Raw genomic sequence first — 13,546 nt, 5'->3', positions numbered from 1 at the left:
TCGGCACCCAACTACATGTCGGGGTGAAAGTCCCTCCTGCATGAAGCAGCAGGTTCCCGCAGCTGCAGGAAGCTCCTGTAGGAGCAGCTTCAGCCGCGACGAACGAAGCCGCGAGCCATCCGCTCGCGACTTCATAGCGGCACCGAACCACCTGTCGGGGCTGAAGACCTCCTGCATCAAACACTGGAGTCCTGTGATTGCAGCAAGTGTCCCTTGTGGGAGCGACTTCCGTCGCGACGAACGCAGCGGTACACCATCCTATCCGCGCCAACGACACAGCGCGACGCCAGCCGCTGCGGCAGCATCGGCTACAACGCGTCCAGAAATCCCTTCACCGCCGGCCCGAAGCGCGCGAAATCGACCAGGAACGCATCGTGTCCCTGCGGCGAGTCCAGGCCCAGGAACTGCGCATCGGCGCCGCCGGCGCGCAGGCCATCGGCGATCTGCTGCTGTTGCTGCACCGGGAACAGGATGTCGGTGTTGGCGCCGATCGCCAGCGCGCGCTCGACGCGGATCGTGGCCAGCCCGGCGAGCACGTCGCCGCCGGCGTATTCGGCCAGGTCGAACCAGTCCATCGAGCGGCTCAGGTACAGGTAGCAGTTCGGATCGAAGCGGCGCACGAAGCGCCGCGCATGGCCTTCCAGATAGCTTTCCACCTGGAATTCCAGGCCGAACGGATCGTCGTCGGCCTGGTCCGAATCCAGCCGTACGCGGCCGAAGCGGCCATCCCATTCCAGCGCCGAGCGGTAGGTGATGACGCCCAGCTTGCGCGCCATGCGCATGCCCGACTCCGGATACGTGGCCTCGTCGTAGGCGCCGCCGTTCCAGTTCGGATCCAGGCGGATCGCCTCGCGCTGCAGCGAGCGGATCGCGATCGAGAACGGCAATGCCTGCGCGCTGCCGGAGATGTTGATGTGGCTGCGCGCCAGCCCCGGATGCCGGCGCAGCAGCGCCAGCGCGGTCATGCCGCCCATCGAATTGCCGATCACGCACGCCAGCCGCGCGATGCCCAGCGCGCGCACCACGTGCGCGGCGGCATCGGCGACGTCTTCGATCGACAGCTCCGGGAAACGCAGGCGATACGGCTGCGCGTCGTCCGGATCCGGCGAGGCCGGGCCGGTCGAGCCCTTGCAGCTACCCAACGAATTCACGCAGATCACGAACCAGCGCTGCGTGTCGATCGGCTTGCCGGTGCCGAGCATCGCCTCCCACCAGCCGGGGCTGGGATCGTCGGCATGCGCGGCGGCGTGCGCGTCCGGCGACAGCCCGGTCACGATCAGGATCGCGTTGCTGCGGTCGGCTGCCAGCGTGCCCCAGGTCTCGTAGGCGACGCGCGCGTCGCGCAGCTGGCCGCCGCGCTTCATCGGGAACGGCGAGGGCAGGGCGAGGAAGCGGCTGCCGGGAGGAATGAATTCGGTCATGCGCCGATTCTAGCCGTGCCGCGGCGGAGGCGGCGTGCGTGCGCGGATCTGACGCCGGAAGACGTGTAGACGAAGCCCGCGAGACGCGGTGCTCCCTGTAGGAGCGGCTTCAGCCGCGACAGGCTGCCGGGAGCATGCTGGTTGCGGAGCGCCTGTCGCGGCTGAAGCCGCTCCTACAGAAAAAGCCGTGCTACGGCTTGCCGATCACCAACTCCACCGGCGTCGCCGCCGGCAGCGTTACCGTCACCGGTGCCGATTCCAGGTCGCCTTCCTGGCGCATCGCGTTGCCGCTGTTGGAGAGCCGCGCCAGCACCTGCACCTGCTTGAGCTGCGACAGCTTCTGCGTCGGCATCGGGCTGTCGCTGTCGCTCAGGGTCACGCGCAGCGGCAGCGATTGCAGCGCATGCTTCTGCACCGCGACCGGCATCGGCGGGCCACCCGGCACGCGCGCGATCACGAACACGCTGGCGTCGCCGCGCAGGCGCACGCGCGCGGCGAATTGCGGATCCAGCGACACCGCAACGGTGAGCATGCCGGCAGCGACGGGTGCAGGCGAGGCGGCGGGGTTCGCGGCGGTCGTCGCGCTGGCCGCGGCCAGCGCCGTTGCGCCTGGCGCGGCAGCTGGCAGCGCCGGCAACCCGGCGTCTGCGCGCGCCGCGTCGATCTGCGGGCGCAGTGCGGCGGCGGTGGCAGCATCCACGCGCGGCAGCAGCGCCTCCCAGGTCGCGGCGGCTTCGGCGTTCTGGCCGCGCTGGCGCTGCGCGATGCCCAGGAACCAGGCGGCGCGCTCGTTGTTCGGTTCGACCTGCAGGGCATGCCGCAGCCAGGCAATGCCCTGGTCGTCGAACTGGCGCTGCGGCGTGGCCAGCGCGCGTGCTTCGGCCGCCTGCACCAGCCATTGCGCTTCGTCCGGCGCCAGCTGCACCGCGCGTGCGAACGCGGCAGCAGCCTCATTGGGACGGCCCAGCGACATCTGCGAGCGCGCCAGCAGCGCCCAGCCCTCGGCGCGGCTCGGATCCTTGGTCAGCGCCGCCTGCAACTGCGCCACGCCGTCTTCCAGGTTGCGCGGCGCTTCGCGGTTCTGTGCCTGCAGCGCGCGCGGCGTGCCGATCAGCGCATACAGCGCGGCGGCGGCCACGCCCAATGCCAGCACCGCGACGGCGAGCAGCGGCGCGCCGCCGCGGCTACGCCGCAACGGCCACAGCACCGCGCCGAACACGAGCGCGGCCAGTATCGCCGCGGCGGCATGCATGCCCCAGCTCAGCATCGCCTCACCATTCCTGTTCCTCCTGCACGGGCGGCACGGCGCCGGCCGGCGCGCGGCGGCGCACCACCCAGGCCACCAGCAGCGCACCGGCGCCGAGCAGCAGCAACGGCCCGAACCATAGCAGCCAGGTGCGCGCTTCCACCTGCGGCCGGTACAGCACGAACTCACCGTAGCGATCGACCAGGAAGCGCTTGATCTCCGCGTCCGAACGCCCCTGCTGCATCAGCTGCAACACTTCGCGGCGCAGGTCCAGCGCGATCTGCGCATGCGAGTCGGCCAGCGACTGGTTCTGGCACTGCACGCAGCGCAGTTCGGCGGTCAGCGCGTGGAAGCGCGCTTCCTCAGCCGCGGAGCGGTACGCCAGCGGGGTCTGGTCGGCCACCGGTTGCGCAGTGGCGTGCCCGGCGCACGCCAGCACTACCAGCAGCAGCGCGAGCCAGCGGCGCGTCACGGGGTGGCCCGGCCCTGCTTGGTCGTCGGCGCGTCGCGTTCGGCCTGCAGCAGCGCCGGCAGCAGTTCGTCCTGCACGATCTGGTCGGTCAATGCGCCCGAATGCTTCCAGCGCACCACGCCGCGCGCGTCGACCAGGAAGGTCTCCGGCGCCGCGGCCACGCCCCAGTCGATCGCGGTGCGCCCGTCCGGGTCGAACAGCACCACCAAGAACGGATTGCCCAACTGCTCCAGCCAGTGCAGCGCGTCTTCGCGGGTGTCCTTCCAGTCGTAGCCGATCACCCGCACGCGCTTGGTCAGCGCGAAGCGGGTCAGCACCGGATGTTCCTCGCGGCAGGTGGCGCACCAGCTGCCCCACACGTTGAGCACGTACGGCGCGCCGCGCAGTTCGGCGCTGCGCACGCGGATCGAGGCGTCGTGCAGCACCGGCAGGTCGAACGCCGGCGCCGGCTTGCCGATCAGCGCCGACGGCAACGCATCGCGATCGGCCACCCCGGAGCGTTGCACCGCATAGAACATCAGCGCCAACAGGCCGAGGAAGAACAGGGCACCGAGCACGATGGCGGCGAGCGGCAGGCGGCGTGGAGCGGGAGCGGACATCAGGATTTCTCCGGGGAACGACGGAAACGCCGGTCGCCGGCGGTGACGAAGCCACCCAGCGCCATCAGCGCCGCGCCGAGCCAGATCCAGCGAACGAACGGTTTGACATGCAGGCGCATCGCCCAGGCGTTGCCGCCCAGCGGTTCGCCCAGGGCGATATAGACGTCGCCGAGCAGGCCGGGATGGATGCCGGCCTCGCTCAGGCTCTGCCCGCCGCTGGCGTAGACGCGCTTTTCCGGATGCAGCAGCGCCAGCGGGCGGTCGTCGCGCAGCACCTGCACGTGCGCGCGATCGGACACGTAGTTGGGGCCGCGGATCTGGTCCAGGCTCTGGAACTCGAAGCGGTAGCGGCCCATCTGCAGGCTCTGCCCCGGCGCCAGCGCCACTTCGCGTTGCTGGTCCAGCGCTTCCACCAGCAGCGCGCCGGTCAGGAACACGGCGATGCCGGCATGCGCCAGGGTCATGCCCAGCATCTCTGCAGTGAAGCGGCTGCCCTTGAGCTGGAAGCGGCTCCACACGAAACGCGCGGTGCCGAGCAGCACCCAGGCCGCGCCGGCCACGCCGGCGGCGGTCTTCCACGGTCCCTGCGGCGCCAGGAAGAAACCGAGCACGCCGGCCAGCAGGGCCAGCCCGGCCCACGGCGCCAGCAGCGCCAGCGGCCGCGACGGTTGTTCGCGCTGCCAGCGGGTCAGCGGGCCGAACGGCAGCAGCGCCACCAGCGGCGCCATCAGCACCACGAACAGGGTGCCGAAGTAGGGCGGGCCGACCGACAGCTTGCCCAGCCCCAGGGCGTCGGCCAGCAGCGGATACAGCGTGCCCAGCAGCACCATCGCGCAGGCGCAGGTCAGCAGCAGGTTGTTGGCCAGCAGCAGGGTCTCGCGCGAGGACGCGGCGAAGCGCTGGCGTGCGTCGCCGGCGCCAGCGGCGATGCGCCCGCCGCGCAGCGCGTACAGCAGCAGCGCACCGCCGCAGACCAGGCTCAGGAACACCAGGATGAACAGGCCGCGGGCGGGATCGGCGGCAAAGGAGTGCACGCTGGTCAGCACTCCGGAACGCACCAGAAACGTGCCCAGCAGCGACAGCGAGAACGCGGCGATCGCCAGCAGCAGGGTCCAGGCGGTGAAGCTGCCGCGTTTTTCGGTCACCGCCTGCGAATGCAGCAGTGCCGCGCCGGCCAGCCACGGCATGAAGCTGGCGTTCTCCACCGGGTCCCAGAACCACCAGCCGCCCCAGCCGAGCTCGTAATAGGCCCACCAGCTGCCCAGCGCGATGCCGATGGTCAGGAAGCCCCAGGCCACGTTGGTCCATGGCCGCGTCCAGCGCAGCCAGCGCGCATCGACCTGGCCGTCGAGCAGCGCGGCGATCGCGAATGCGAACGGCACCGCGAAGCCGACGTAGCCGGCGTACAGCAGCGGCGGGTGGATGACCAGGCCCGGGTCCTGCAGCAGCGGGTTGAGGTCGCGGCCTTCCAGCGGCGCCGGCAGCAGCCGCGCGAACGGATTGGATGTGAACAGCAGGAACGCCAGGAACCCCAGACTGACCAGCGCCAGCGTGCCGATCACCCGCGCCATCACCGGCGCCGGCAGGCTGCGCGAGAACACCGCGACCGCGCCGGTCCACAGCGCCAGGATCAGCGTCCACAGCAGCAACGAGCCTTCGTGCGCGCCCCACACCGCCGAATAGCGGTAGACCAGCGGCAGCAGCGAGTTGGAATTCTCGGCCACGTAGGCCACCGAGAAATCCTGCACCAGGAACGCATGGGTCAGCACCGCGAACGCGCCGGCGACCAGCGCCAGCTGCGCGAACGCGGCCGGCCGTGCCACCGCCATCCAGCGCGCGTCGCCGCGCTGCGCGCCGGCCAGCGGCACCGCCGCCTGCAGCAGCGCGGCCAGCAGGGCCAGGATCAGCAGGACTTGGCCGAGTTCAGGCAGCATGATGGGGCCGGGGCTCGGGACCGAGGATGCGGAACCCGGAAACGCTAATGTCCAGGCGAAGCGCGGTCGTGCTGTTGCGATTCCCGATTCCCGATTCCCGAGTCCCGCAAAAAACTCCAGTCACCGCGCCGCCTCCGCCACATCGTGCTTGCGATGCGCGCTGCCCATCTTCTCTTCCAGTTCCTTGGGCATGTAGGTTTCGTCGTGCTTGGCCAGCACGTCCTCGGCCACGAACACGCCGTCGTGCATGCGGCCGGTGGCCACCACCGCCTGGCCTTCGCGGAACAGGTCGGGCAGGATCCGGTCGTAGCTGACGGTCAGCTGCGCATCGCCGTCGGTGACCTTGAACCGCGCCAGCAGCGAGCCGGGCGCGCGCTGGAACGAGCCTTTCTCGACCATGCCGCCGAGGCGGAAGCGCGCGTGTTCGGCGGTCTTGCCGGCCAGCACTTCGGCCGGGGTGTACAGGTAAGCGGTATTGCGCTGCAGCGCCATCGCCACCAGCGTGGTGGTCAGGCCGGCGGCCAGCACCAGCACCATCAATAGCAGCAGGCGGCGCTTGCGTTGCGGAGTCATCGGCTCAGGTCCAGCGTCGCAGGGTCGGGCTTGGGTTGCTGCTTGCGCTGCGCGCGCAGCTTCGCCGCACGCAGCGCGCCGCGCAGCTGCAGCCGCGCCAGCACGAAGTCGGCCAGCAGCACGCCGACGAACACCGCATAGGCGCCGATCACATAGGGCAGGTAGTTCATCCGCGCGCCTCCGCCAGTTTCGCCACCCAGTCCTTGCCGGCTTCGCGACGCAGATTGTCGGCGCGCGCGCGCGCCAGCAGCGAACCGGCGAACCAGAACTTGGTCGCCGCCACCATCCACCACAGCGGCGGCAGCATGCTCGGGTCCATGCTCGACTGGCCGAACAGGCGGATGGTCTGGCCTTGGTGCAGCGAGTTCCACCACACCACCGAATAGCGGATCACCGGCAGCAGCACCACGCCGACGATGGCCAGCAGCCCGGCCGCGCGCGCGGCATTGCGGCGGTCTTCGATCGCCAGGTACAGACCCATCACCCCGATGTACAGGAACAGCAGGATCAGTTCGGTGGTCAGGCGCGGGTCCCAGTCCCACCAGGCGCCCCACATCGGCTTGCCCCAGATGCTGCCGGTCAGCAGGGTGATCACGGTGAAGGCGGCGCCGATCGGCGCGCAGGCCATCGCCAGCACTTCGCACAGCTTGATCCGCCACACCTGCGCGATCGCCGCATACAGCGCCATCAGCCCGAACACGAACAGGCTCATCCACGCGCTGGGCACATGGATGTAGAGGATGCGGAAGGCGTCGCTCTGCAGGCGGTCGGCCGGCACCACGAACAGCGCCTGCCAGATCCCCAGCCCGCCCAGCAGCAGCGCGGCCAGATAGCACCAGCGCGTCCAGCGCGCGGCGAAGCGGTCGAAGGCGGGGGGCGAACCGAGTTGGTGGAACCAGCGGACGACGGAGGACATGCGGTCGATTCTAGCGGGCGGGGGGCTTGCTATGGTGCGGCGACAGCGGGGCGACGATGGAGCGGGACAGCACGATGGTACGGCCCGCGCCGCGTTGGCGCTGCGCCAAATGCGCTCAGCTCAACGAGATGCGGATCGCCGCCGCCGCCGCCAGCGGCGCCAGCACCAGGCCCAGCACCAGTCCGGCCGCCAGCAGCAGCAGGCCGCCGCTGGGGTCCAGGCCCTGCGCCGCGGCCGCCACGCTGCCGGCGCCGAACACCAGCACCGGCACGTACAGCGGCAGCGCCAGCAGCGCGACCAGGATCCCGGCGCGCTTCATGCTCACCGTCAGCGCCGCCACCACCGCACCGATCAGGCTCAGCAGCGGCGTGCCCAGCGCCAACGATGCCAGCAGCACCGGCATGCGGTCATGCGGCAGGTGCAGCAATTCGCCCAGCAGCGGGGTGGCCACGATCAGCGGCAGCGCGGTGGTCAGCCAGTGCAGCAGTACCCGCACCAACACCAGCCAGGCCAACGGTACCGGCGCCAGCAGCCATTGTTCCAGCGAGCCGTCCTCGGCGTCGCCGCGGAACAGGCTGTCCAGCGCCAGCAGTCCGGCCAGCAGCGATGCCAGCCACAGCGCGGCGCTGGCGACCTCGCCGAGCAGGCGCGGCTGGTTGCCCAGCGCCAGCGCGAACAGGGCCACGATCAGCAGCGCGAACAGCGCCGGCTGCAGCGCGTCGCCGCGGCGCCGCCACAGCAGGCGCAGGTCGCGCAGCAGCAACGCACGGGTGGCCTGCCACAGGGACGGAACGGGGGCGGCCAGGCTCATGCGGCCACCCCGCTCAGGCTCAGCATGCGCGTGCGCACCGGTGGCGCGGCATAGGCGCCATGGGTGGTGACCAGCGCCGCGCCGCCGCTGCGCAGGTGCGCGGCGATCATCCGGTTGACCAGGGTGATGCCGTCCAGGTCGAGATTGGCGTAGGGCTCGTCGAGCAGCCACAGCGGCGCCGGCGACAGCCACACCCTGGCCAGCGCGAGGCGCTTCTTCTGCCCGGCCGACAGCTGCCGCACCAAGGTGTCCTCGTAGCCGGCCAGGCCGACGATGGCCAGCGCGCTGCCCGGCATCTGCTTGGCGCGGCGGCCCTGCAGGCCGCACAGGTAGTGCAGGTTTTCCAAGGTGCTCAGGTCCGCCTTCAGCGCGCCCAGGTGGCCGAGATAGGCCATGTAGCGCGCGCGGTCGCCGCGGCGCACCGGACGGCCGTCGATCTCGATGCGCCCGGCCTCGGCGCGCAGCAGCCCGACCAGCACCCGCAGCAGGGTGGTCTTGCCGGCGCCGTTGTCGCCCTGCACCAGCAGCGCTTCGCCCGCATCCAGATGGAAGTCCAGCGGACCGAACACGGCGGCGTCGTCGCGGGCGAAGGTGAGCCCGTGCGCGGCCAGCAGCGGCGGCGGGGAATGCAGCGGATCGGTCATCGGCGGAGGGCCGCACCGGGACGGGCGCGGCGGCAGGCGTGGGTGCGGGAGGCGCGCATTGTATCGGCATGCGGCCATCCGGCGCGGGCGTTGTCGCGGCGGTTGCGGCGCCGGCACGGCGGCGCGCGCGAGGAACGCTGTTTTGCGCGGCGGCGACGCATCGCCGGCAAGCGGCTTTGCGTACACTCGACGCTTTCCCGCTCCCGTACCCGGACGCATGCACCCGCAGACCAAGCTGCCCAAGGTGGGCACCACCATCTTCACCGTGATGTCGCAACTGGCCGCCGAGCACGGCGCGGTCAACCTGGGCCAGGGCTTTCCCGACTTCGCCGCGCCGGCGCGGCTGATCGACACGCTGGACCAGGCGATGCGCGACGGCCACAACCAGTACCCGCCAATGACCGGGGTGCCGGTGCTGCGCCAGGCGATCGCCGGCAAGGCGCTGCGCTGCTACGGCGCGCAGGTCGATCCGGATACGGAGGTGACGGTGACCAGCGGCGCCACCGAGGCGCTGTTCAACGCCATCCATGCGGTGGTGCGGCCGGGCGAGGACGTGATCGTGCTGGATCCGGCCTACGACAGCTACGAGCCGGCGATCGACCTGGCCGGCGCGCGCGCGGTGCACGTGCCGCTGGACCCGCAGAGCTTCGCGGTGGACTGGGAGCGGGTCCGCGCGGCGATCACCCCGCGCACCCGGCTGCTGATCCTCAACAGCCCGCACAACCCGTCCGGCGCGATGCTCGGCGCCGACGACCTGCAGGCGGTCGCCGACCTGCTGCGCGGCACTGACATCTTCCTGATCTCCGACGAGGTCTACGAGCACATCGTGTTCGACGGCCGCCGCCACGAATCGGTGCTGCGCTGGCCGGAACTGCGCGAACGCGCCTTCGTCGTCTCCAGTTTCGGCAAGACCTACCACTGCACCGGCTGGAAGATCGGCTACGCGATCGCGCCGCCGGCGCTGAGCGCCGAATTCCGCAAGGTCCACCAGTACAACACCTTCACCAGCTTCGGCCCGGCCCAGTACGCCTTCGCCGCGATGATCCGCGACGAGCCCGAACACGACGAACAGCTCGGCGCGTTCTACCAGGCCAAGCGCGACCGCTTCCGCGAACAGCTGCTGACCACCCGGCTCAAGCCATTGCCGGTGCCGGGCGGCTACTTCCAGCTGGTCGACTATTCGGCCATCAGCGACCTGCCCGACACCGAGTTCGTGAAGTGGCTGACCATCGAAAAAGGCGTGGCCGCGATCCCGCTGTCGCCGTTCTACCAGACCCCGCCGCCCGGCCAGCGCCTGGCCCGGCTGTGCTTTGCCAAGAACGAAGCGACGCTGGATGCGGCGATCGAGCGATTGCGCGCGCTGTAGCGCGCAATCGCCGGGATTGGGGAGTGGGGATTGGGGATTCGTAAAAGCTAGGTATCCCTATTAGCGGAACGTCTGCTTCCCGATTCCAATCACGCGTTCAAATCCCGCTTTTGCCAATCCCGAATCCCCACTCCCCAATCCCGGCCCCACAATGACCGACCTCCGCATCTCCCTCATCCAAGGCGACACCCGCTGGCACGATCCGGCCGGCAATCGCGCGCACTACGCCGAACTGCTGGCGCCGCTGGCCGGGGCCACCGATCTGGTGATCCTGCCGGAGACCTTCACCAGCGGTTTCTCCAACGACGCGCTGGACCAGGCGGAGGGCATGGACGGGCCGACCGTGGCCTGGATCCGCGAGCAGGCGGCGCGGCTGGGCGCGGCGGTGACCGGCAGCGTGCAGTTGCGCGTGCCGGGCGAGGACGGCGTCGCCAAGGTGTTCAACCGCCTGCTGTGGGCCACGCCCGACGGCGCGCTGCAGCACTACGACAAGCGCCACCTGTTCCGCTACGCCAACGAGCACCAGCGCTATGCCGCCGGGCGCGAGCGGCTGTGCGTGGACTGGAAGGGCTGGCGGATCAATCCGCAGGTCTGCTACGACCTGCGCTTCCCGGTGTTCTGCCGCAACCGCTACGACGTCGAGCGCCCCGGCCAGCTCGACTTCGACCTGCAGATCTTCGTCGCCAACTGGCCGTCGGCGCGCGCCTATCCGTGGCGCACCCTGCTGCGCGCGCGCGCGATCGAGAACCTGTGCTTCGTGGCCGCGGTCAACCGGGTGGGCGAGGACGGCAACGGCTTGCACTACGCCGGCGACAGCGCCGTGATCGATTTCCTCGGCCAGCCGCAGCTGGAGATCCGCGAGCGTGAGCAGGTGGCCACCACCACGATCTCGGCGGCGGCGCTGGCCGCGCACCGCGCGCGCTTCCCGGCGATGCTGGACGCCGACACCTTCACGCTCGGCGATTAGGGCGGGTCCTGCGCACGGACTCTAATCCGCTCCTGCGGCCACTTTCCCCCTGAAATGGGAGCATGGTTCCGAGGCGAGAGAGCGACAGCGGCTCGTACATAGCCCCTCTCCCACCGGGAGAGGGGTTGGGGTGAGGGTCCGGCGCGAAAGCGACTCGCGGAATTTGGGTGCGCGAGTCTCAGTCGCCCTTGTCGCCCGCATGCGGCAGCGGTGCCAGACGGATTTCGTACAGCGTGGGCCAGCGCTTGCCGGTGACGAACAGGCGGTCGTGTTCGGCGTCGTAAGCGATGCCGTTGAGCACGTCGTTGCTCGGGTCGGTCAAGGTTTCGGCGGCCGGCACCAGCGCTTGCAGGTCGATCCAGGCGATCACCTTGCCGCTGGCCGGATCGATGCGTGCGATGCGCGAGGTCAGCCAGACGTTCGCCAACAGATCGCCTTTCACCCATTCCAGTTCGTTGAGATCGTCCAGCGGCTTGCCGCGCGCGGTGACCCGGATGCTGCCGACCTGGCGCAGCGTCTGCGGATCGAGGCGGCGGATCTTGGCGGTGCCGTCGCTCATGTACAGGCTGCTGCCGTCGCTGGTCAGCGCCCAGCCCTCGCCGGGGTAGGTGAAACTGGTTTTCAAGGTGAGGGTGGAGAGGTCGTAGACGAAGCCCTGTTGATTGCGCCAGGTCAGCTGGATCAGCCGGTCGTGCCAGGCCACGATGCCTTCCCCGTAGTACGGGGGCGGCGTATCGACCTGCTGCAGCACGCGCCCGCTGTCCAGCTCGACCTTGCGCACCCCGGAGTGGCCGAGTTCGCCGGTGCTTTCGTACAGGTAGCCGTGCAGATAGAACAGGCCCTCGGTGAAGGCGCCGGTGTCGTGCGGATAGGTTTTCACGACCGTATAGCCCTGCACCGGAATCGCCTCGGTGGCGGCGCACAGCGAGGGGCATAGCAGGGCGGCAAGCAGCAGGGGGTAGGCGATGCGCGACATGGCCAGATCATCCCATGCCGGGCTCCGGACGTCAGTGCCTAACGCCGTTGCGGCCATCGGAAATGCTTGCTGAACGGGCGTAGAGCTGCAATGGCGCCTTGTCGCGGCTGCCACATCGGCGCTGCTACGCTCGCGCCGTGTCCACAAACCGGAATGCCCCTATGATCAAGTCGCTCTCTCTCCTCGTGTTGCTGAGTGCGGCGACGCTCGCGCCGCAGGCCCAGGCCGCAGGCAACATCGACTGCAAACTGTCGTTCAACCTGTCGGGCTGGTCGGTGTTCTACAAGACCGCCAGCGGCACCGGCACCATCACCTGCAACGACGGTGCGGTGATTCCGGTCAAGATCAGCAGCAAGGGCGGTGGCCTGACGGTCGGCAAGTCGAAGATCGTCGGCGGCCGCGGTACGTTCAGCGGCGCCTACAGCCTCAACGATCTGTTCGGCACCTACGCCGCGGCCGAAGCGCACGCCGGGGTGGTGAAATCCAGCACCGCGCAGGTCGTCACCAAGGGCGATATTTCGCTGGCCCTGGCCGGCACCGGCGAGGGCGTCGATCTGGGCGTCAACGTCGGCAATTTCGTGATCGAACGTCGCAAGTAAATCGCAACATCCGGCGTTGAAGGCGCGGCGCGCGCGCAACGGGCGCGTCGCATCAGCGCCAACAATGACGCCGGCGAAGCTGGTCTCCTGAAGAGGCCCGCTTCGTCGGCGTTTTTCTTGGCTTACTGCTGAGCGAACACCCAGGCCAGCTGGCCGCGCACCGGTTCCTTGGTGGCCAGGGTCTGCTTGTAGAGCGTGCGTGCGGCCCAGCAGGCGTCGTCGTCGCTGGCCTGCGCCATCTGCGGCAGCACCTTCATCAGGCGCTGCTGCTGGTCGGACGGCAAGGAGGTGATCAGCGTGTTCATCGCCGCCTGCACGTCGGCCGGCGCCACGGTTTGCGGCGGTTTGTTGCTCAGTTGCGCGTCGGTGGCCTTGAGCGAAATGTCGAACCATTGGTCGATCTGCGCCGGCGGCAGCGCTTCCAGCCCCTGCAGCATGGCCGCGCTCATCGCCTGCGCGTCTTTCGGGTCGCCGCCGCGGGCCAGCACCGCGCACTTGGCCGCGTCCAATTTGTCGCTGGCCGCTGCCAGGATTTCCAGGCGCTGTTCCAGCGTCGCGTGATCGAGCCGGGCGATGCCCTTCTGCGCCAGTTCGAAGCCGGCGCGCTGCGCCTGCGTCTTGTCGCCCTTGCCGAGCAGCGCGACATAGCGCGGATCGTTGACCAGCTTGCGCAGCATGCGGTCGAACGGCTCGTGCAGCGGCGAACTCTTGGGGTAGGGGTTCTGCGCGGCGGCGACTTCTTCCTGCACTTTCTTGCACGCGCCCAGGCTCAGCACGGCGGCGATCAACAGGGGCAGCAGTATCTTCCGTGACATGGGATCTCCCGATCGGTAGAGGCGCCGCCGCGGAAGTGGGCAGCTCAGGATGCGCAGGATATCGGCTTCGCCGCCTTTGCGCATCGCTGCCTCGGGAGTGCGGCGATGTGCGGGTGCTGCAGCCGACCTTCGCGCGATGTCCCGCCCGCGCCGACGAAGCGCTGCCGAACGCTGGTTGCGCAGGCCGTCGCTCGCCATGGCAAGATC

General features: G+C 69.8%; 15 protein-coding genes. 3 read left to right on the top strand and 12 right to left on the bottom strand.

All coding sequences use genetic code 11. The features are described from left to right. Positions 1–308 precede the first annotated feature (308 nt). From metX to ccmA, 10 genes are all read right to left on the bottom strand, one after another. Positions 309–1,421, bottom strand: coding sequence for a homoserine O-acetyltransferase MetX (gene metX, locus AB3X08_RS13325; RefSeq protein ID WP_369933112.1), 1,113 nt, complete (start codon positions 1,419–1,421; stop codon positions 309–311). Positions 1,422–1,611: 190 nt separating this feature from the next. After that, the gene (locus AB3X08_RS13320; RefSeq protein WP_369933110.1) at positions 1,612–2,688 is read right to left on the bottom strand and encodes a tetratricopeptide repeat protein; all 1,077 of its coding nucleotides are present in this window, start codon (positions 2,686–2,688) and stop codon (positions 1,612–1,614) included. Between the two features lie 4 nt (positions 2,689–2,692). Next, positions 2,693–3,139 (bottom strand): cytochrome c-type biogenesis protein, encoded by a 447-nt coding sequence (locus tag AB3X08_RS13315; protein WP_369933109.1) that lies wholly within the window; start codon positions 3,137–3,139, stop codon positions 2,693–2,695. Further along, a complete protein-coding gene (locus AB3X08_RS13310; RefSeq protein WP_369933108.1) occupies positions 3,136–3,738 on the bottom strand; it encodes a DsbE family thiol:disulfide interchange protein in 603 nt (200 codons plus the stop codon). Before AB3X08_RS13310 ends, AB3X08_RS13315 begins: the two co-directional genes overlap by 4 nt. Then, entirely contained in the window at positions 3,738–5,672 is a 1,935-nt protein-coding gene (locus AB3X08_RS13305; RefSeq protein WP_369933107.1) for a heme lyase CcmF/NrfE family subunit, read from the bottom strand. The genes AB3X08_RS13310 and AB3X08_RS13305 overlap by 1 nt, the downstream gene beginning before the upstream one ends. Before the next feature lie 120 nt (positions 5,673–5,792). Beyond that, positions 5,793–6,245, bottom strand: a complete 453-nt coding sequence (gene ccmE, locus AB3X08_RS13300; protein WP_369933105.1) for a cytochrome c maturation protein CcmE — start codon at positions 6,243–6,245, stop codon at positions 5,793–5,795. Next, the gene (locus AB3X08_RS13295) at positions 6,242–6,415 is read right to left on the bottom strand and encodes a heme exporter protein CcmD (protein ID WP_184411042.1); all 174 of its coding nucleotides are present in this window, start codon (positions 6,413–6,415) and stop codon (positions 6,242–6,244) included. Before AB3X08_RS13295 ends, ccmE begins: the two co-directional genes overlap by 4 nt. Further along, positions 6,412–7,161: a heme ABC transporter permease CcmC gene (gene ccmC / locus AB3X08_RS13290; protein ID WP_184411041.1), complete on the bottom strand. Its 750-nt coding sequence runs from the start codon at positions 7,159–7,161 to the stop codon at positions 6,412–6,414. Before ccmC ends, AB3X08_RS13295 begins: the two co-directional genes overlap by 4 nt. Before the next feature lie 115 nt (positions 7,162–7,276). Continuing rightward, positions 7,277–7,972, bottom strand: coding sequence for a heme exporter protein CcmB (gene ccmB, locus AB3X08_RS13285; RefSeq protein ID WP_369933103.1), 696 nt, complete (start codon positions 7,970–7,972; stop codon positions 7,277–7,279). Beyond that, a complete protein-coding gene (gene ccmA, locus AB3X08_RS13280) occupies positions 7,969–8,616 on the bottom strand; it encodes a heme ABC exporter ATP-binding protein CcmA (RefSeq protein WP_047324868.1) in 648 nt (215 codons plus the stop codon). The genes ccmB and ccmA overlap by 4 nt, the downstream gene beginning before the upstream one ends. 217 nt (positions 8,617–8,833) lie before the next feature. Between ccmA and AB3X08_RS13275 the strand changes: the two genes are divergently transcribed. Both AB3X08_RS13275 and AB3X08_RS13270 read left to right on the top strand, forming a co-directional pair. Further along, positions 8,834–9,982: a pyridoxal phosphate-dependent aminotransferase gene (locus AB3X08_RS13275; RefSeq protein ID WP_369933102.1), complete on the top strand. Its 1,149-nt coding sequence runs from the start codon at positions 8,834–8,836 to the stop codon at positions 9,980–9,982. Between the two features lie 151 nt (positions 9,983–10,133). Continuing rightward, entirely contained in the window at positions 10,134–10,949 is an 816-nt protein-coding gene (locus AB3X08_RS13270; protein WP_369933101.1) for an amidohydrolase, read from the top strand. 178 nt (positions 10,950–11,127) lie between these two features. Here the strand turns inward: AB3X08_RS13270 and AB3X08_RS13265 are convergent, their stop codons facing one another. Continuing rightward, positions 11,128–11,925, bottom strand: a complete 798-nt coding sequence (locus AB3X08_RS13265; protein ID WP_369933100.1) for a glutaminyl-peptide cyclotransferase — start codon at positions 11,923–11,925, stop codon at positions 11,128–11,130. Between the two features lie 161 nt (positions 11,926–12,086). On the opposite strand from AB3X08_RS13265, the gene AB3X08_RS13260 reads away from it, so the two are divergent. After that, positions 12,087–12,524, top strand: a complete 438-nt coding sequence (locus tag AB3X08_RS13260) for a hypothetical protein (RefSeq protein ID WP_369933098.1) — start codon at positions 12,087–12,089, stop codon at positions 12,522–12,524. 122 nt (positions 12,525–12,646) lie between these two features. On the opposite strand, the gene AB3X08_RS13255 is transcribed toward AB3X08_RS13260, so the two are convergent. Further along, positions 12,647–13,339 (bottom strand): hypothetical protein, encoded by a 693-nt coding sequence (locus tag AB3X08_RS13255; RefSeq protein ID WP_369933097.1) that lies wholly within the window; start codon positions 13,337–13,339, stop codon positions 12,647–12,649. Between the last annotated feature and the right edge of the window lie 207 nt (positions 13,340–13,546).

The organism is Xanthomonas sp. DAR 34887 (assembly GCF_041245805.1).
In the GTDB taxonomy this organism is placed as follows: Bacteria; Pseudomonadota; Gammaproteobacteria; order Xanthomonadales; family Xanthomonadaceae; genus Xanthomonas_A; species Xanthomonas_A tesorieronis.
The sequence above is the reverse complement of the archived record's forward strand: the minus strand, read 5'-3'. Positions and strand labels throughout refer to the sequence as shown.

Coding starts and splice junctions, on each gene's coding strand:
- ccmC (WP_184411041.1), bottom strand. CDS start 7,161: ATGTCCTCCGTCGTCCGCTGGTTCCACCAACTCGGTTCGCCCCCCGCC.
- AB3X08_RS13320 (WP_369933110.1), bottom strand. CDS start 2,688: ATGCTGAGCTGGGGCATGCATGCCGCCGCGGCGATACTGGCCGCGCTC.
- AB3X08_RS13265 (WP_369933100.1), bottom strand. CDS start 11,925: ATGTCGCGCATCGCCTACCCCCTGCTGCTTGCCGCCCTGCTATGCCCC.
- AB3X08_RS13260 (WP_369933098.1), top strand. CDS start 12,087: ATGATCAAGTCGCTCTCTCTCCTCGTGTTGCTGAGTGCGGCGACGCTC.
- AB3X08_RS13275 (WP_369933102.1), top strand. CDS start 8,834: ATGCACCCGCAGACCAAGCTGCCCAAGGTGGGCACCACCATCTTCACC.
- ccmA (WP_047324868.1), bottom strand. CDS start 8,616: ATGACCGATCCGCTGCATTCCCCGCCGCCGCTGCTGGCCGCGCACGGG.
- ccmE (WP_369933105.1), bottom strand. CDS start 6,245: ATGACTCCGCAACGCAAGCGCCGCCTGCTGCTATTGATGGTGCTGGTG.
- AB3X08_RS13295 (WP_184411042.1), bottom strand. CDS start 6,415: ATGAACTACCTGCCCTATGTGATCGGCGCCTATGCGGTGTTCGTCGGC.
- AB3X08_RS13310 (WP_369933108.1), bottom strand. CDS start 3,738: ATGTCCGCTCCCGCTCCACGCCGCCTGCCGCTCGCCGCCATCGTGCTC.
- ccmB (WP_369933103.1), bottom strand. CDS start 7,972: ATGAGCCTGGCCGCCCCCGTTCCGTCCCTGTGGCAGGCCACCCGTGCG.
- AB3X08_RS13255 (WP_369933097.1), bottom strand. CDS start 13,339: ATGTCACGGAAGATACTGCTGCCCCTGTTGATCGCCGCCGTGCTGAGC.
- AB3X08_RS13305 (WP_369933107.1), bottom strand. CDS start 5,672: ATGCTGCCTGAACTCGGCCAAGTCCTGCTGATCCTGGCCCTGCTGGCC.
- AB3X08_RS13270 (WP_369933101.1), top strand. CDS start 10,134: ATGACCGACCTCCGCATCTCCCTCATCCAAGGCGACACCCGCTGGCAC.
- metX (WP_369933112.1), bottom strand. CDS start 1,421: ATGACCGAATTCATTCCTCCCGGCAGCCGCTTCCTCGCCCTGCCCTCG.